The organism is Microbacterium fluvii (genome assembly GCF_025515205.1).
In the GTDB taxonomy this organism is placed as follows: domain Bacteria; phylum Actinomycetota; class Actinomycetes; order Actinomycetales; family Microbacteriaceae; genus Microbacterium; species Microbacterium fluvii.
Window position 1 is genome coordinate 241,876 of record NZ_JAOPFX010000002.1, and the last position, 17,223, is coordinate 259,098.

A 17,223-nucleotide genomic window follows, 5' to 3' on the forward strand; every position below is an offset into this window, starting at 1 on the left:
GGGGGGACGGGGCGGGTCAGCGCACGCCGCGCATGAGGGCGAGCACGGGCTTGACACACAGCAGCAGCGCGACCCCGAGACCGATCGCGATGAAGCCGAGGATCGTGAAGTACGGCACCTCGTTCGTGGGGTCGTAGAACTGCGCGAGCCACCCGGCGATCGAGGTGCCCAGCGAGACCGACAGGAAGTACAGCGCGATCATCTGGGTGTGGAAGCGCGCGGGCGCGAGCTTGGTCGACACCGACAGTCCAGGGGGCGAGATGAACAGCTCAGCGATCGTGAACACCAGCAGGATGCCGGTGATCGCCCACAGCGGCGTGGAGTTCGCGGCGCCGTTGGCCCACGGCAGGAACAGCAGGAACGCGCCGCCCATGATGATCGCGCCGATCGAGAACTTCATCGGCGCCGACGGCTGACGGCTGCCCAGGCGCGACCAGATCGCAGCGAACACCCCCGAGAACACGATGACGAAGATCGGGTTGATCGAGTTGATCCACGAGACCGGCATCTCCCACGAGCCGAAGGTGCGGTCGAGGCGCTCGTCGGAATAGATCGTCAGCACCGTGAACTGCTGCTGGTAGAGCGACCAGAAGCCGACGTTCACGATGAACAGCGGAATGAAGCCGGCGACCCGTGAGCGCTCGGTCGCATCGAGCTGCCGCGACCCCAGGATCACCGCGAAGTAGGCGATCGCGGCGACGAGGGTGATCACGATCACGACGCCGGCGAGGTTGTCGGCGCGGATCACGCCGGTCAGCACCAGTGCGGCGATCGCCAGCAGCCCGACGACGCCGATGATGCCCACGAGCAGATAGCGGCTGTGCGGCAGCGGGTTGGGCACGGTGCGCGACGAGGCGGGCAGGCTCTTGCGGCCGAAGGAGTACTGCACGAGGCCCAGCGCCATGCCGACGGCGGCGGCGCCGAAGCCCCAGTGGAACCCGATGCTGCTCTGCAGGAGCCCCGTGATGAGCGGGCCGAAGAAGGCGCCCAGGTTGATGCCGAGGTAGAAGAGCGAGAATCCCGCATCGCGGCGCGGATCCCCCGGCGCATAGAGCGTGCCGACGACCGAGGTGGCGTTGGCCTTGAGTCCGCCCGAGCCGAGCGCCACGAGCACGAGACCGACGCCGAGGCCCGCCACCCCCGGCAGCACGGCGAGGGCGATGTGGCCGCACATGATGACGATCGCGCTGAAGAAGAGCACACGCTCGGACCCCAGCATGCGGTCGGCGATCCATGCGCCGAGGATCGTCGACAGGTACACGGTGCCGCCGTAGGCGCCGACGATGCCGGTCGCGACGGCCTTGTCGATGCCGAGGCCGCCCTCTGCGACCGAGTAGTACATGTAGATCAGCAGGATGCCCTGCATGCCGTAGAAGCTGAACCGCTCCCACATCTCCACGCCGAAGACGTGCGCCAGCGCCCACGGCTGCCCGAAGAACCGGGTGTCGTGGTCGGCGCCGTCGTCGGGTGCCGCGACCTGCGCGCTGCTGCCGTCTCTGCCGCTCATTTCGCCAGGCTAGACCCGGCATCCGGCGCGCCGAAAGGTCAGTGCGGCAGCGACGGATGCTGCTCGCTCGACGCCCGTGGAATGCACAGCGCGAGCGCGAACGCCACGACGGCGGCCGCGCCGCCGAGCACGAACGACAGCTGGAAGGCCGCGGGTGCGGGCACCGGCATCCCGTCGAGATCCGTCGTGAAGGTCGCCAGCACCGCGCCGATGACGGCGGCGGCGGTCGAGGTGCCGAGCGAGCGGAACAGCGCGTTGAGGCCGTTCGACGCACCGGTCTCGCTCTGCGGCACCGAGCGCATGATGAGCATCGGCATCGCGGCGTAGCCGAAGCCGATGCCGACGCCGATGCCGATGTTGGCGAGGAGGATCTGCCACACCTCGGCCGAGAACAGCAGCGTGTAGCCGTAGGAGAGAACCAGCGCGAGCGAGCCCAGCACGAGCAGCAGCTTGGGGCCGACGGAGCGGGCCAGCTGCCCCGAGAAGGGCGAGAGCACCATCATCACGAGGCCCGCCGGCATCACGACGAGGCTCGCCTGCAACAGGGTGAGGCCGAAGCCGCCGACGGCGGTGGGCAGCTCCAGCATCTGCGGGTACGACACGTTCGAGCTGAACAGGGCGAACCCCATCGCGATCGAGGCGATGTTGGTCAGCAGCACCGGCGGACGCGCCGCGACGCGCAGGTCGAGCAGCGGGTCGGCGATGCGCAGCTCATACCAGCCCCACACCAGCAGCACCGCGATGCCGCCGACGCCGCACGTCAGCACGGCGGGCGAGGCCCAGCCCCATTCATTGCCGCGGGACACCGCCAGCAGCACGCCGACCAGGCCCACCGCGAGCCCCGCGGCGCCGAGATAGTCGAACCGGCCCGCCGTGCGCAGCACGCTCTCGGGCACGATCCACACGACGAGGGCGAACACGATGACCCCGAGGCCCGCTGCCACCCAGAACAGCGCGTGCCAGTCGCCGCGCTCGGTGATCAGGGCGCTGATGGGCAGGCCGAGCGCCCCGCCGACGCCGAGGGTCGCGCTGATGAGGGCGATCGCCGAGTCGACGCGGTTCTCGTGCAGCACGTCGCGCAGGATCGAGATGCCGAGCGGGATCACGCCGGTCACGGCTCCCTGCAGGGTGCGGCCGACGATCACCCCGACGATGCCGGGGGATGCTGCGGCGATGACCGATCCGACGACGAGGGCGGCCAGCAGCGCCAGCACGACGCGCTTCTTGCCGTACATGTCGCCCAGGCGCCCCGAGATGGGCGTGATGACGGCGGCCGCCAGCAGCGTCGAGGTCACGACCCACGCGGTGTCTTCTCGGCTCGCGTCGAGCAGCTCGGGGAGCTTCGACTGGATCGGCACGACGAGCGTGAACATGAACGACGAGGCCAGCCCAGCCACGGCGAGCACCGCGACGACGGCGGCCTGCGGGGTCGGGCGGCTCAGTCTGCTCCGGTCGTCGCCGCGTCGTGCCATCGGTCCAGGCTAATCGCGCTCGCGGGGGCGAGGGCCGCACTACCGTGGAGGTATGAGCGAGGCAGCCCCCGGGGGCATCGAGATCCGCGAGCTCGACACGGTCGAGCAGATCCATCTGGCGTCCGCGGTGCTGGCAGAAGTGTGGGGCGGCGACCGCTCCGGCATGCCGCCGAACCTGCTGCGCGCCCTCGCCTATTCGGGCAACTATGCCGTCGGCCTGTACGACGGCGACCGCATGATCGGCGCGTCCGTCGCGTTCTTCGGGCCCCCTGCCTCCCGCTCGATGCACTCCCACATCACCGGTGTGCTGCCCGGCTACCGCTCGCAGGGCCTCGGGCGACTGCTCAAGGAGCACCAGCGCGGCTGGGCGCTCGCCCGCGAGGTCGGGCACATCACGTGGACGTTCGACCCGCTGGTGGCGCGCAACGCGCACTTCAACCTGCTGGTGCTGGGCGCGAAGGTCACCGACTATCTCGTCAACCAGTACGGCGCGATGGACGACGGCGTCAACCGCGGAGACGAGTCCGACCGGCTCATGGTGTCGTGGGCGCTCGCCGCGGCCCGTCCGCGCAATCCGCACGACGACCGGGTCGTCGCGACAGTCGCCGTGCCGCGCGACATCGAGACGATGCGCACCGAGGCGCCCGCCGAGGCGGAGCACTGGCGTCGAGAGGTGCGCGGCGAGTTCCAGCGGCTGATGGGCGAGGGTCTCGTGGTCGCGGGCTTCCGCGACGAGCCGGGTTACCTGTTCGTGCGCGCCTGATCGCCGTCGACCGCCGGCGCAGGCGGGCGGATGCCGCTCGCCCCGGTACCGAACCGGTTCCCGTCGCGCGCCGACCCCGTTGACGGAGCCATGCCGCCGTACGAAGATGAGCGCCGGGTCGCCGCAATCGGCGCCCGCATCTCCGGACGACGGCGCAGGAGAGGGACCACCGCCCGGATCCGCCCGGCGGTCCTGCCGGGTTCTCACTCGGAGGTGTCCATGAACAAGTTCCGCCTGCTCGTCGTCGGCTTCGCCGCCGCAGGGCTCGTCGCCGCCACCCCGGTGGCGGCATCCGCCGGCGGGTCGAAGCCCGCGCCCACGCCCACCCCGGTCGTCGAATCGACCGCCGTGGTGCAGCCGTTCAACCTCGACCTGTCGACCAAGAAGGTGCTCGTCGCCGATGGGGGGCTGGGCCTGGTCGGCTCGCTCGCCTCCGACGGCTCGATCACCCCGATCGCGACCGACCAGCCTGGAGCGTCGGGCATCGCCGTCTCGCGAGACGGTCGGCGCACGGCGTTCACCACGACCGTGATCGACTACTCGACCTTCACGATCACCGACAGCGGGCTCAACGTCTGGGGGCAGGGCGGCTCGAAGCTCTACGCCGACACCCTGGCGTACGAGACGGCGAAAAACCCCGACCAGAGCATCACCTACGGCATCGAGAACCCGTCGCCGTGCGTCGCCGAGGCACTGGCCGCCGCCGGCATCCCGGCCTCCTATACGGGACTCGTCGACTCGCACGCCTACTCGGTTGCCGCCCTCGGGCGGGGCTGGGTCGTCGCGGACGCCGGCGCGAACGCCCTGTTCACGGTCGACCGCAAGGGTCGCGTGAAGACCCTCGCGGTGCTGCCGGCGCAGCCGGCGAAGATCACGGCCGACGCGGCGGCCGAGCTCGGCCTGCCGGACTGCGTCGTGGGCGTCACCTACGCCTTCGAGGCGGTGCCGACCGATGTCGAGGTCGGCCGAGACGGCTGGCTGTACGTCTCGACGCTGCCCGGCGGCCCCGAGAGCGCGGCCCTCGGTGCACGGGGGTCGGTGTACAAGGTCAACCCCTTCACCGGCAAGGCGAAGCGGGTCGCCGGCGGGTTCCTGGGGGCCACCAACCTCGCCCTCGCGCCCAACGGCACGATCTACGTCGCAGAGCTCTTCGGCGGCCAGATCTCGCAGGTGCGCCACGGCAGGACCTCGACGCTCGTGTCGCTGCCGGGCGTCGTGGCGGTGGAGACCAGCGCGCGCGGCGCCGTGTGGGCGGCGACGATGGCGAGCGAAGACCCCGCCGCGCCCGGCACGATCGTGCGGGTGACCGGCGGCAAGGTCTACCAGAAGGGGACCGTGTGGGAGTGATCCGATCGGCCGGGCGTCGACAGCACCGCTTCAGGGGGTGCTGTCGACGGCTCGGAGGTCGGGCACCGACAGCACGATAGGCCCGTTCGTGACGGAGCCGTTCGTGTTGGCCTCGAAGCCCAGATAGCCGGCAGCCTGCAGGCCCGCCGTCGAGTCGGTGGCGGTGCGGTTCCACGTGGTCGGCTCGGTCGATCCCGTCCACACCCGCGCCGTCAGCGTCGTCGGCGAGGTGCCGGTCGCCGTGAAGCGGAGATTGAGCGGTGTGCCCGCGGTGAGGGTGATGCCGGTGATGCGGGTCTCGCTCGCGATGATGGTCTGCGCTCCGGCCGCGTTCAGCCGGCACAGGGTGAGATACACGGCGCCCCCGGGTGCCACGCGGATCTTGGCCCAGTAGCGCCCGTCCGACGTGCGGCGCACGTACGTCGCGAAGGTCGTGCCGGTCGTGCCGCCGACGGGGATCTTGTCGAACGACACCGCCGTTCGCACGTCGACGTCCTGCGCAGACACCGACGGCAGCGCGGGCGAGCGCACCGTCGAGGCCGCGACCGAGATGACGCCGGCGCCCCCGCTGACCGACGTCGAGGCCACCGACGACCAGGCGCCGCCGATGTCGGCGGTGCCCCAACCCGACGTCAGGGTGCGGGCGAACTCGTCGGCCGCGTAGACGGTGGCGGTGCCGGGCTCCGCCACCGTGACGGTCGTGGTCGCACGCCCCGTGTCGCCGTCGTCGTCGGTGACGGTGAGCTCGGCCGTGTACGTGCCCGCCGTGGTGTAGACGTGGTCGGCTTCCGCGGTGGTGGCCGTCTCACCGTCGCCGAAGGTCCACCGGTACGCCGAGACGGTGCCGTCGGAGTCGCTCGAGGTGCGGCCGTCGAAGTGGCACGACATGCCGGTGCAGACGGCATCCGCTCTGGCGACAGGCGCGACGTTCGCCGGCGGCTGGGTCGTGCCCCCGATCGTGAACGAGTCGGTGAACGGGCCGACCGCGTTCTCGAAGTGCGCCGTCATGGTCGTCTCGGTCAGTGTCGTGGAGAGGAAGCCGTAGGACGAGTTCAGGTCCGACCCGCTCAGGGCCGCGAAGTAGGGCGCCTCGGGGTCGTCTTCGTTGATCGTGCGGTTCTGCACTCCGCCCAGGCCCACCGTGAGGAAGACGGTGCCCGCGCCCTTCGCGAGCGCATTGTCGGCGTCGGTGACGCACGCGGAGTTGTACGCGGCGATCGTCAGAGTCGTGCACCCGGCGGCGTGCGCCAGCTGCTTGGTGCGCTGGTAGATGTGCTCGTGGCCGGTCAGCACGAGGTCGACGCGCTTGGAGACGAACAGGTTGGCGAGGTCGGCGCCCATCGGGCAGTCGTAGATGCCGACCGACAGGCACTGGTAGTGCATTCCCGCCACGACCCACGGAATGCCGGCCGACCGCGCGCCGTCGATGGCGGCCGAGGTCCAGTTGTACCGGGCCGAGCCCGCGTTGTAGCTCCAGGCGGCGGCGCCGTTGAACGCCATATTGGGCGAGACCATGATGAACCGCACGAGCGGATCGCTCTGCGGATAGTCGACGTAGTACTGCCGCCCGTAGGTGCCGATCAGTCCAGGCAGCTGATTGGGCAGGCATGCGCTGAAGTCGTTGATGTTGCCGTTGCTGCCGTTGTCGTGGTTGCCTGCGATCAGCTCGAACGGATAGCCGGCGTCGACGCGGGCGGTCACGTAGTCGCAGAAGGTGCCCTCGGTGCCCACGACGCCGCCGGCGCCCAGCATGTCGCCGAGCGCGAGGGTGAGGTCGTTGCCCGACGTCTTCATCGCCCGCAGCACGGCATCGCCGTTCACGTTCATGCCGTAGTCGCCGGCCGCGCTGAAGCTCACCGTCGTGTCGGCGGCCCTCGAGGGCGGCAGCCCCACGATCGCCCCCGCCCCGAAGAGCAGTGCGCCGGCCAGCGCCGCCGCGACGTATCGGCGCCCGAGTCCGGTGCGCGCGGATGAACGAGTCTTGCGATCCACCATGATCGTCAACCCCCCAGGTCGACCCGCCCCCATGGTGATCCCATCCGGCTCGGCGGTCAAGGGGGCAGGCGCCGGCGCGGCCGCGTGCGGCATAGCCTGAAGCCATGCCGATCGCCCGACCCGCCGCATCCGTCGCCCTCGAGGGGATCGAGCTGCGCGTGCTGCACCTGCCGCTCGTCTCGCCGTTCACGACCTCGTTCGGCACCGAGACGGTGCGCGAGGTGATCGTCGTGCGCGCGCTCACCGCCGATGGCGAGGGCTGGGGCGAGATCGTCACGAGTGCCGCGCCGCTGTACTCCAGCGAATACACGCATGGCGCGTGGGACGTCGCGCAGCGCTTCCTCGTGCCGGCGCTCCTCGACGAGCGGATGCTGTCGCCCGAACGCGTCGGCGAGGTGCTCGAGCCGGTCGTCGGGCATCGCATGGTCAAGGCCGGCCTGGAGCTCGCGGTGCTCGATGCCGCGCTGCGGGCCGAGGGGAGGCCCCTCGGCGAATACCTGGGCGCCGTGCGCGATCGGGTGCCCAGCGGCGTGAGCGTCGGCATCCAGTCCAGCCCGGCTGCGCTCGTCGAGACCGTCGGCGGCTACCTCGACGAGGGCTACGTGCGCATCAAGATCAAGATCAAGCCGGGGCGCGATGTGGCCGAGACGGCCGCCGTGCGCGATGCGTTCGGGACGATCCCGCTGCAGGTCGACGCGAACTCGGCCTACACCCTGGCCGACATCGACACGCTCGCCGAGCTCGACCGCTTCGACCTGCTGCTGATCGAGCAGCCCCTGCAGGAAGACGACATCGTCGACCACGCGACCCTCGCCCGACAGCTGACGACGCCGATCTGCCTCGACGAGTCGATCGTGTCGGCCAAGGCCGCCCGCGACGCGCTCGCGCTGAACGCCACGAGCATCATCAACATCAAGGCCGGCCGCGTCGGCGGGTACCTCGAGGCGGTGCGCATCCACGATCTGTGCCTGGCCGCCGGCGTGCCGGTGTGGTGCGGCGGCATGCTCGAGACCGGCATCGGCCGCGCGGCCAATGCGGCGCTCGCGGCCCTTCCCGGCTTCACCCTGCCGGGCGACGTGTCGGCCTCGAGCCGGTTCTACCCTCGCGACATCGTCACCGAGCCCGCCGTGCTCGAAAGCGGTCACGTGCGGGTGCCCACCGGCGCCGGCCTGGGGGTCGAGATCGACCCGCTCGCGCTCGAGGAGTTCACGGTGGAGCGCGTGCTGCTGCGGCGGTGAGGGCGACATTCGGGATAACCGCATGCCGCGGCCTCGGCGCTGGCCCTAGGCTGGCGCCATGACGACTCCTCCTCCGCAGCCTCCGTACGGCGGCCCGCAGCAGGCCCAGCCCCTCAACCAGTCCGACGAGAAGCTGTGGGCGACGCTCATCCACGTGGGCGGCATCTTCTTCAGCTTCGTCCCCGCCCTCATCGGCTACCTGCTGCTCAAAGACCGCGGCCCTTTCGTGCGGGCGCACTCGGCGACCGCGCTCAACTTCCAGATCACGATGGCCATCGCCTACGTCGTCGGCTCCGTGCTCACGGTGGTCGGCATCGGCCTGCTGATCCTGGCCGCCGTGTGGGTGGTGAACCTCGTCTTCTCGATCGTCGCCGCCATCAAGGCGAACCAGGGGCAGTGGTACACCTACCCCCTGTCGATCAAGTTCGTCAGCTGACCCTTCGACAGGCTCAGGGGCCGATCGACAGGCGCAGGCACCGCGCTTTCGGCCGCGGCGCACCTACGCTGTAGCCATGGCACCTGCGCTGCGGCATCTCGCCTCCCGATCGGCTCCTTCTCGCGCGGCCGGGAGGCGGCGCGCCGTGCTGGCGGCTCTCGTGGCCGCCTCGGCGGCGGCGACGCTGACCGGATGCTTCGGCGACACGGTCGACGAGGGATTCGGCGACGGGGGCGACTTCGTCGACGACGGCTGCACGAGCGTGGTCGTGGCGACCTCGTCCGAGAAGGTCAACATGCTCGACGCTCTGGCCGACGCCTTCAAGGAGTCGCCGCAGCACGAGGGCCTCGACGAGTGCGCGACGATCCACCCGATCAACGTGTCGTCGGGCGACGCGACGCGGTTCCTCACCGCAGGCGGCGACTGGCCCGATGCCGACCAGCGGCGCTGGCCGACGATGTGGTCGCCCGCCTCGACCGTGTGGACCGATCGGGTCGCAGCTGCGGCATCCGCTTCTCTCGTCGGCGAACCCGAATCGTTCACGCACACGCCCGTCGTCTTCGGCATGCCCGAGACGATGGCGCGGGCGCTGGGCTGGCCGAACGCCGAGATCGGCATCACCGACCTCGAGAAGCTGTGCCAGGACCCCGACGGCTGGGGCAGCGTCGGCAAGTCGCTGTGGGGCGCCTTCAAGATCTCGAAGACCAATCCGAACACGTCGACGACGGGCCTGTCGGCGATCCTCATGCAGTCCTACGAGGCATCGGGCAAGACCGCCGACCTCACGACCGACGACGTTGCGGCGGCGGCCGACTTCTCGCGGGTGTTCGAGGAGTGCGTCATCCACTACGGCGACACCACGGGCAAGGTGCTCTCGACGCTCTACGACGACACGCAGAACGGCGCGAGCGGCTCGGGTTACGTCTCGGCGATCGCCCTCGAAGAGACCTCGCTGCTCAACTACAACCAGGGCAACCCCGACTCGCACACGGTGCAGCCGGGCGAAGAGCTCACCCCGCCCAAAGAGAAGCTCGTCGCGATCTATCCCTCTGGTGGCTCGATGTGGTCGGATAACCCGATCACGGTGCTCGGCGCCTCGTGGGTGACCGACGTGCAGCGCGAAGCGGGCGAGGCGTTCGCGCAGTTCCTGCAGACCGAGCCCGCGCAGCAGATCCTCCCCGACTACGGGTTCCGCCCGCTCGACGGCTCGGTCGCGCTCGGCGATCTGTTCACCGAGGCCTACGGCGTCGACCCGGCCGGCCCCGCCGTGACCCTGCCCAAGCCCGAGGTCGCGGTGGTCTCGGCGGCCATCGACCAGTGGACCCAGATCCGCAAGCCCTCGTCGGTGCTCGAGCTGATCGACATCTCCGGTTCGATGGATGAGGGCATCGGCGACGGCCGCTCGCGCCTGGACGGTGCGATCGAGGGCGCGCAGTCGACCCTCGGCCACTTCCGCTCCAGCGACGAGGTCGGGGTGTGGGCGTTCACGACGGGGGTGACCTCTGCGGTCGGCGACGGCATCGTGGTACTCCGCGACGTGACGCCACTGGCCTCCGACCGCGAGGCGGTCGACTCGGCCCTCGACGACCTGCGGTTCGCCGAGCGTGAGGGCACGCCGCTGTACGACGCCATCGCGATCGCCTACGACGAGATGTCGGCTCGGGCAGAGCCCGGGCGCATCAACGCGATCGTCGTGCTCTCCGACGGGCAGGACACCGACTCGTCGATCTCGCTCGACTCGCTGCTGGCGCGCATCGGGCAGAGCCAGGGCGAGGGCGGTGACGCCGCGCCGGTGCGCATCTTCCCGATCGCCTACGGCGAGGGCGCAGACACCACGGCGCTTCGGCGCATCGCCGACGCCACCGGCGGACAGTGGTTCGACGCCTCCGACGCGGCCAAGATCGACCTCGTGTTCGCCTCGGTCATCAACAACTTCTGAGGTGCGGATGCTGACTCTCGCCGCCGCAGACGGGTACATCGACGACGCCGTGACGGCGCTGTCCGGCAGCTCGGTCTATGTCTCGCCCGAGGTCGACGGCGCCTCGGAGCTGGCCGCGAGTCTCACCCAGCAGGTCGGCGACGCCTCGATCGGAGTGGCGGTGTTCTCCGACAACGCCGCCCTCGAGGCCTCCGGCCCCGAGATCGTGCAGCAGCTGGCATCGCAGACCTCGTTCGACACCATCGTGGTCGCGGTGGGCGACGACCTCTCGGCGGGCTCGCGCGTGCTCGAGCAGGGCGAGGCCATGCGCATCGCGAACGAGGCCGAGGGTGCGGCCGGCTCGGTCGACGACGCCCTCACCCAGACGGTGCAGCAGGTCGTCGACGAGCTCCCGGCCGGGTCGGCGGGCGCCGGCGCAGACGCGGGGCTGGCGATCGGGGTGGCCGTCGGCGTCGCCGTGGTCGTCGCCCTCGGGGGTGCGGGCCTGGGCGTGTTCCTGCGGCTGCGTCGCCGAGGGCGCCGCGCAGCCCCCGATGAGGTCAGGGGATCGGTGGGCAAGCTCCGGGCGCTGCAGGGGGAGTACGCCGCGACGGCGGCGGCCGGCAGCTCCGTGGCGGCCGAGTTCGCCGACCGCATCGGCACGATCTCCGGCCACGCCGACGAGCTGTTCTCGCGGCTGGAGCGCAAGGGCGACGGCGATCAGCGCTCGGTCGCGGCCGTCGAGTACGGCGAGACGCTGCGCCGACTCACCGCCGCGCTCGACCGCGACTATCTGCTCGACATCGTGCGGCGGCCCGACCTCTGGGACGACCCAGACGAGCGCGTCGCCGAGGTGCGCGAGGCGGCGGCCGCCGTGGCCGACCAGCTCGTCGAGAACATCCGTCAGGTCAATGCGCGGCGGGGCCTGCAGTTCCAGGTGTCGCTGGACTCGCTGATGGGCGGACGCAAAGAGCTGCGCGACTGGCAGCGCGCCTTCGAGAAGGCCGAGGGCGACACCGGCGGCCTCCCCGCCGTCGGCGACTGATCGAGCGAGGCGCGCAGCATCCCTCGATAGAATCGAAGGATGCTGCGGCGCTCTGCCGCGCGCACCCCCTCGCCCCATCCCGACCATTGGAGCCACCGTGGCCGAGCAGTCCCGTCTCGACAAAGTCATCGCCCTCGCCCGTCACCGCGGGTTCGTGTTCCAGGCCGGTGAGATCTACGGCGGCTCGCGCTCGGCATGGGACTACGGCCCCCTGGGCACCGAGCTCAAGGAGAACATCCGTCGGCAGTGGTGGCAGACCTTCGTCCGCGGCCGCGGCGACATGGTGGGCCTGGACTCCTCGGTGATCCTGCCCAAGCGCGTCTGGGAGGCATCCGGTCACGTCGCGACCTTCACCGATCCGCTCGTGGAGTGCCTGCAGTGCCACAAGCGCTTCCGCGCCGACAACCTGATCGAGGACTTCGAGGCGCGCAAGGGCCGTCCCGCCGAGAACGGCCTCGCCGACGTGCCGTGCCCCAACTGCGGCACGAAGGGCCAGTACACCGAGCCCAAGGCGTTCTCGGGTCTTGTGAAGACCTATCTCGGCGTCGTCGACGACGAGAGCGGCCTGCATTTCCTGCGCCCCGAGACCGCGCAGGGCATCTTCGTGAACTTCTCGAACGTGCTCACCGCGAGCCGCAAGAAGCCGCCGTTCGGCATCGGCCAGGTGGGCAAGGCGTTCCGCAACGAGATCACGCCGGGCAACTTCATCTTCCGCACGCGCGAGTTCGAGCAGATGGAGATCGAGTTCTTCACTCCGCCCGCCGAGGCGCAGGAGTGGTTCGAGCACTGGGTGAAGGCGTGCTGGGACTGGTTCATCGACCTCGGCATCGACCCCGAGAACATGCGCCAGTTCGACGTCCCAGAAGACGAGCGCGCGCACTACTCGGCCGGCACGATCGACTTCGAGTACCGCTTCGGCTTCCCCGGCAAGGAGTGGGGCGAGCTCATGGGCGTGGCCAACCGCACCGATTTCGACCTCAACAGCCACATCGAGGCGTCGGGGCAGAAGCTGGCCTACTTCGACCAGGCGTCGGGGTCGACCTATGTGCCCTACGTCATCGAGCCCTCGTTCGGTCTGACCCGCTCGATGATGGCGTTCCTCGTCGACGCCTATGTCGAAGAGGAGGTGCCCACCGCCAAGGGCGGCGTCGACACCCGCACGGTGCTCAAGCTCGACCCGCGCCTGGCGCCGGTCAAGGTCGCCGTGCTGCCGCTCTCGCGCAACGAGAGCCTGTCGCCGCTCGCACGCCAGGTGGCCGACGATCTGCGCGCGGCCGGGTGGAACACCGACTTCGACGACGCAGGGGCCATCGGCCGTCGCTACCGCCGTCAGGACGAGATCGGCACGCCGTTCTGCGTCACGGTCGACTTCGACTCGCTCGACGACCAGGCCGTCACGGTGCGCGACCGCGACACCATGGCGCAGGAGCGCGTGCCGCTCGATTCGCTGCGCGCCTACCTCTCCGAGCGCCTCAAGGGCGCCTGACCCCGCCCTCACCCCGATTACGGTCGCGACGCGCCGCGAGGTCCGCTGTGGGCAGCGGCGCGTCGTGACCGTAACCGTTTCGGGCCGTCAGGCGGGGCGGGTGAGCACCTCGCGCAGCGCCCGCACGGCGGGGGCGGTGGTCATGCTCGCGCGCCACACCAGGCTGACCGGGCGGGTGGGCACGGGGTCGACCACCGGCACCGCGACGACCTGCGGCGGCAGGGTGCCGCGACCGAGTCTCGGCACCAGCGCCACCGCGGCGCCGGCGGCGACCAGCTCGACCTGCGAGGCGAACTCGAGGCAGCGGAAGTCGATCCGCGGCGGTGGCCGGTCGCCGCGGTACATGTGGCAGAACCACTCGTAGCAGATCGTGCCGTCGGGGGTGCACGCCCACGTGCGCTCGCGCACGTCTTCGGGGGTGACGCTCGCGCGTCCGGCGAGCGGGTCATCGGCCGGCAGCAGCACATCGGCGACATCGCTCAGCAGCACGTCGCTCGCGAGATTGGGTGCGAGCGCCAGCCCGACCCCCTCCCAGTGGTGCACGAGGACCAGGTCGAGGGTTCCCGCCGAGACCGCGTCGACCGCGTCCCACGGGTCGAGCTCGGTGACGGTGACGCGAAGATCGGGATGCTGTCGCCGCGCCTCGACGATGAGCTGCGGCACGAGCCCACGAACGGCCGTCGCGAACGCCCCCAGCCGGATCGTGCCGGTCGGCCGCGAGCGCGCGTCGTGCAGCCGCGCGCGCAGCGACTCCACCTGTTCGCGCAGCGCCCCGCCCTCATCGACCATACGCCTGCCCGCGGCCGTGAGCACGACGCCGCGCCCCGCGCGCTCGAGCAGCGGCGCCCCCAGGTCGCGCTCGAGGCGCTTGACCTGCTGCGAGACCGCCGAGGGGGTGAAGCCGAGCTCGCCGGCGGCGGCGTGCACCGATCCGGTGCGGGCGACGGCGACCAGGGCGTCGACGGCGGCGAGATCGATCATGACTCGATTGTGCAGCATCCGCACCGCGTTCTGTGCAGAATCGTGCGCTGGAGGTTCACGGTAGCCGGGATCAGACTGTGATCATGCCCCTTCGCTCCGCCCTTGCCGCCGTGCTCGTCGCCGTCATCTGGGGTGTGAACTTCGTCGTGATCGACGCTGGACTCGACGGCATGCCACCGACGCTGTTCGTCGCGCTGCGGTTCGCGGTGGTGCTCGTGCCGGCGATCTTCTTCGTGCCGCGGCCGACCGCGCGCGTGCGCGACGTGCTGCTCATCGGCGCGTTCATGAGCCTCGGACAGTTCGGCCTGCTCTACACGGCGCTCGCCCTGGGCATGCCGCCGGGGCTCGCCTCGCTCGTGCTGCAGGCGCAGGTCGTGCTCACGGTGGTCTTCGCCGCCTTCGCGCTGCGGGAGCTGCCCACCCGCCGCCAGCTCGCCGGCGTGCTGATCGGTGCGGTCGGGCTGCTCGTCGTCGCAGCGGGCCGAGGGGCCGCCACCCCCGCGGTCGCCTTCGTCGTGACGCTCGCCGCGGCCGCATCGTGGGCGATCGGCAACGTGATCTCGCGGCGGGTGGGCGCCCGCGCCGGGTCGGGGCCGCTCGCGGGTCTGTCGATGACGGTGTGGTCGTCGCTCGTGGTGCCGGTGCCGATGCTGCTGCTCTCGCTCGCGATCGACGGGGCGGATGCGGTCGGCTTCGCGCTCACCCACCTCACGGTTGCGCAGCTGCTGTCGACCGCCTACACGGCGTGGCTCGCGAGCCTCGTCGGCTACGGCGTCTGGAACACGCTGCTGGCCCGGCACGCCGCCTCGGCCGTTGTGCCCTTCACGATGCTCGTGCCGCCGGTCGGGATGCTCGCGGCCTGGCTCGTGCAGGGCGAGGTGCCGACCGTGTTCGAGGCGGTCGGCGGAGTGATCCTGCTCGCCGGGGTGGCCCTCGCCACGAGTGCCGCACGGCCCGGCCCTCCCTTCCGGTTACGGTCACGACGCGCCGCGACGCCCCTCGCGCGCAGCGGCGCGTCGCGACCGTAACCGTCTGGGGTCGGGCGGGTCGGGGTGGCGTGACAGCGGGGCGACAGTGTCCGTCTCCTCGTGACAGCGCGCTGACAGCGCACCGGGAGCACCGTGGAGGCATGACAACTTCCACCACTTCGCTCGCGGTGCGCGCCGAAGGCCTCGTCAAGGTCTTCGGCGACAACCGCGCGGTCGACGGCGTCGACCTGCAGGTGCGCGCCGGCACCGTCTACGGCGTGCTCGGCCCCAACGGCGCCGGCAAGACCACCACCATCAACATGCTCGCGACCCTCATGCGCCCCGACGGCGGCCACGCCGAGATCTTCGGCCACGATGTCGTGCGCGAGCCCAACGTCGTGCGCCAGCTCATCGGCGTGACGGGGCAGTTCGCCTCGGTCGACGAGGCGCTGTCTGCCAGCGAGAACCTCATGATCTTCTCGCGGCTGCTCGGGCTCTCGCGTGCCGAGGCGAAGCGCAAGTCGGCCGACCTGCTGGAGCGCTTCGGTCTCACCGAGGCCGCTCGCCGGCCGCTGAAGAAGTTCTCCGGCGGCATGCGCCGGCGCCTCGACCTGGCCGCATCGCTCATCGCGCAGCCCCCGCTGATCTTCCTCGATGAGCCGACCACCGGTCTCGACCCGCGCACCCGCGGTCAGATGTGGGACACGATCCGCGAGCTCGTCGCCACCGGGTCGACCGTGCTGCTGACGACGCAGTACCTCGACGAGGCCGACCAACTGGCCGACCGCATCGCCGTGATCGACCGCGGACGGGTGGTCGCCGAAGGCACCGCCGACGAGCTCAAGGCGTCGGTGGGCACCTCGTCGCTGCACCTGCGCCTGGCGGACGGCACCGACACCGCCGACGCGCTGCGTGCCATCGAGCAGGTGCTCGGCGTTCGAGGCACCCTGTCGCCCGAGTCGACCCGCATCACGGCGCCGATGGCCGACGCCGATCGCGTCGCCGACCTGCTGATCACGCTCCGAGAGGCCGGCATCGGGCTCACCGAGATGAGCGTGCAGAAGCCGACCCTCGACGAGGTCTTCCTCACCATCACCGGTCACCCCTCCACCGACGCGGATGCCGACGCCGGCCGGAGCGGGTCGGACTCCGAGCAGAAGCAGGAGGTGCCCGCATGAGCGCCATCACCCTGACCCCCATCGCCCCGGCGGCCGAGCGCCGCCTCAGCAACCGCACGAGCCTCACCCAGACCGTGCAGAACACCTTCACGATGGCCTACCGAGGGCTCGTGAAGATCCGCCGCACGCCCGAGCAGCTCATCGACGTGACGGTGCAGCCGATCATCTTCACGCTCATGTTCGCCTACCTCTTCGGTGGGGCCCTGGCCGGCAGCGTCGAGAACTACCTGCCCTCGCTGATCCCCGGCATCCTCGTGCAGACCGTCATCACGACCTCGGTCGTCACCGGCACGCAGCTGCGCGAAGACATGGACAAGGGCGTGTTCGACCGGTTCCGCTCGCTGCCGATCGCGCGTATCGCCCCGCTGTCAGGTGCTCTGCTGGCCGACACCCTGCGCTACGCGATCGCCACGACCATCACCTTCGTCGTCGGCTTCATCATGGGCTACCACCCCGCAGGAGGCCTCGGCGCCGTCGTGCTGGCGGCACTGCTGGTGATCGCCTGCTCGTGGGCGATCAGCTGGGTCTTCGCGTTCTTCGGCGTCGTCGCCCGCACCGCCTCGAGCGTGCAGGGCATCTCGATGCTCGTGCTCTTTCCGCTGACGTTCCTCTCGAACGCCTACGTCGACCCGTCGACGCTGCCGACCTGGCTGCAGTGGTTCGCGAACGTCAACCCGATCTCGCACCTGGTGACCGCCGTGCGCGACCTCGCCAACAGCGGTGTCATCGGCGGCGACTTCTGGATGTCGCTGCTCGGCGCCGGCGTGATCGTCGCGGTGTTCGCCCCGCTGACGGTGCGGGCGTACATGCGCAAGGCCTGAACCCGCGGCATCCGTCCCCTTGCCCGCGCTCACGTCCCGCTGGTTCGCCAGATCAGGAGATCTCGCCG

Annotated in this window: 14 protein-coding genes; 10 read left to right on the forward strand and 4 right to left on the reverse strand. The window is 70.7% G+C overall.

The genetic code is table 11. The features are described from left to right. Positions 1–16: 16 nt before the first annotated feature. Together OAW74_RS09810 and OAW74_RS09815 are read right to left on the reverse strand one after the other, a co-directional pair. A complete protein-coding gene (locus OAW74_RS09810; protein ID WP_262874179.1) occupies positions 17–1,507 on the reverse strand; it encodes a peptide MFS transporter in 1,491 nt (496 codons plus the stop codon). Between the two features lie 38 nt (positions 1,508–1,545). Continuing rightward, complete coding sequence (locus tag OAW74_RS09815; RefSeq protein ID WP_262874180.1) at positions 1,546–2,979, reverse strand: MFS transporter; 1,434 nt, start codon at positions 2,977–2,979, stop codon at positions 1,546–1,548. A gap of 52 nt (positions 2,980–3,031) precedes the next feature. On the opposite strand from OAW74_RS09815, the gene OAW74_RS09820 reads away from it, so the two are divergent. Together OAW74_RS09820 and OAW74_RS09825 are read left to right on the forward strand one after the other, a co-directional pair. Then, complete coding sequence (locus OAW74_RS09820; RefSeq protein WP_262874181.1) at positions 3,032–3,742, forward strand: GNAT family N-acetyltransferase; 711 nt, start codon at positions 3,032–3,034, stop codon at positions 3,740–3,742. 219 nt (positions 3,743–3,961) lie between these two features. Next, on the forward strand, positions 3,962–5,089 hold the full coding sequence (locus tag OAW74_RS09825) for a ScyD/ScyE family protein (protein ID WP_262874182.1): 1,128 nt from the start codon (positions 3,962–3,964) through the stop codon (positions 5,087–5,089). Positions 5,090–5,119: 30 nt separating this feature from the next. Here the strand turns inward: OAW74_RS09825 and OAW74_RS09830 are convergent, their stop codons facing one another. Continuing rightward, entirely contained in the window at positions 5,120–7,081 is a 1,962-nt protein-coding gene (locus tag OAW74_RS09830; RefSeq protein WP_262874183.1) for a PKD domain-containing protein, read from the reverse strand. Positions 7,082–7,188: 107 nt separating this feature from the next. Between OAW74_RS09830 and menC the strand changes: the two genes are divergently transcribed. The 5 genes from menC (at position 7,189) to OAW74_RS09855 (ending at position 13,207) form a co-directional block, all read left to right on the forward strand. Continuing rightward, a complete protein-coding gene (gene menC, locus OAW74_RS09835; RefSeq protein ID WP_262874184.1) occupies positions 7,189–8,322 on the forward strand; it encodes an o-succinylbenzoate synthase in 1,134 nt (377 codons plus the stop codon). A gap of 58 nt (positions 8,323–8,380) precedes the next feature. Next, a complete protein-coding gene (locus OAW74_RS09840; protein ID WP_262874185.1) occupies positions 8,381–8,758 on the forward strand; it encodes a DUF4870 domain-containing protein in 378 nt (125 codons plus the stop codon). 76 nt (positions 8,759–8,834) lie between these two features. Beyond that, entirely contained in the window at positions 8,835–10,697 is a 1,863-nt protein-coding gene (locus OAW74_RS09845) for a substrate-binding and vWA domain-containing protein (RefSeq protein WP_262874186.1), read from the forward strand. 7 nt (positions 10,698–10,704) lie between these two features. Next, the gene (locus tag OAW74_RS09850) at positions 10,705–11,721 is read left to right on the forward strand and encodes a hypothetical protein (RefSeq protein WP_262874187.1); all 1,017 of its coding nucleotides are present in this window, start codon (positions 10,705–10,707) and stop codon (positions 11,719–11,721) included. A 97-nt stretch (positions 11,722–11,818) separates the two neighbouring features. Further along, positions 11,819–13,207: a glycine--tRNA ligase gene (locus OAW74_RS09855; protein WP_262874188.1), complete on the forward strand. Its 1,389-nt coding sequence runs from the start codon at positions 11,819–11,821 to the stop codon at positions 13,205–13,207. A gap of 87 nt (positions 13,208–13,294) precedes the next feature. Here OAW74_RS09855 and OAW74_RS09860 read toward each other — a convergent pair whose 3' ends face one another. Then, positions 13,295–14,188: a LysR family transcriptional regulator gene (locus tag OAW74_RS09860; RefSeq protein WP_262874189.1), complete on the reverse strand. Its 894-nt coding sequence runs from the start codon at positions 14,186–14,188 to the stop codon at positions 13,295–13,297. A gap of 83 nt (positions 14,189–14,271) precedes the next feature. On the opposite strand from OAW74_RS09860, the gene OAW74_RS09865 reads away from it, so the two are divergent. The 3 genes from OAW74_RS09865 (at position 14,272) to OAW74_RS09875 (ending at position 17,155) form a co-directional block, all read left to right on the forward strand. After that, positions 14,272–15,216: an EamA family transporter gene (locus tag OAW74_RS09865; RefSeq protein WP_262874190.1), complete on the forward strand. Its 945-nt coding sequence runs from the start codon at positions 14,272–14,274 to the stop codon at positions 15,214–15,216. Between the two features lie 101 nt (positions 15,217–15,317). Next, positions 15,318–16,334: an ATP-binding cassette domain-containing protein gene (locus tag OAW74_RS09870; protein ID WP_262874191.1), complete on the forward strand. Its 1,017-nt coding sequence runs from the start codon at positions 15,318–15,320 to the stop codon at positions 16,332–16,334. After that, the gene (locus OAW74_RS09875) at positions 16,331–17,155 is read left to right on the forward strand and encodes an ABC transporter permease (RefSeq protein ID WP_262874192.1); all 825 of its coding nucleotides are present in this window, start codon (positions 16,331–16,333) and stop codon (positions 17,153–17,155) included. Before OAW74_RS09870 ends, OAW74_RS09875 begins: the two co-directional genes overlap by 4 nt. Positions 17,156–17,223 lie beyond the last annotated feature (68 nt).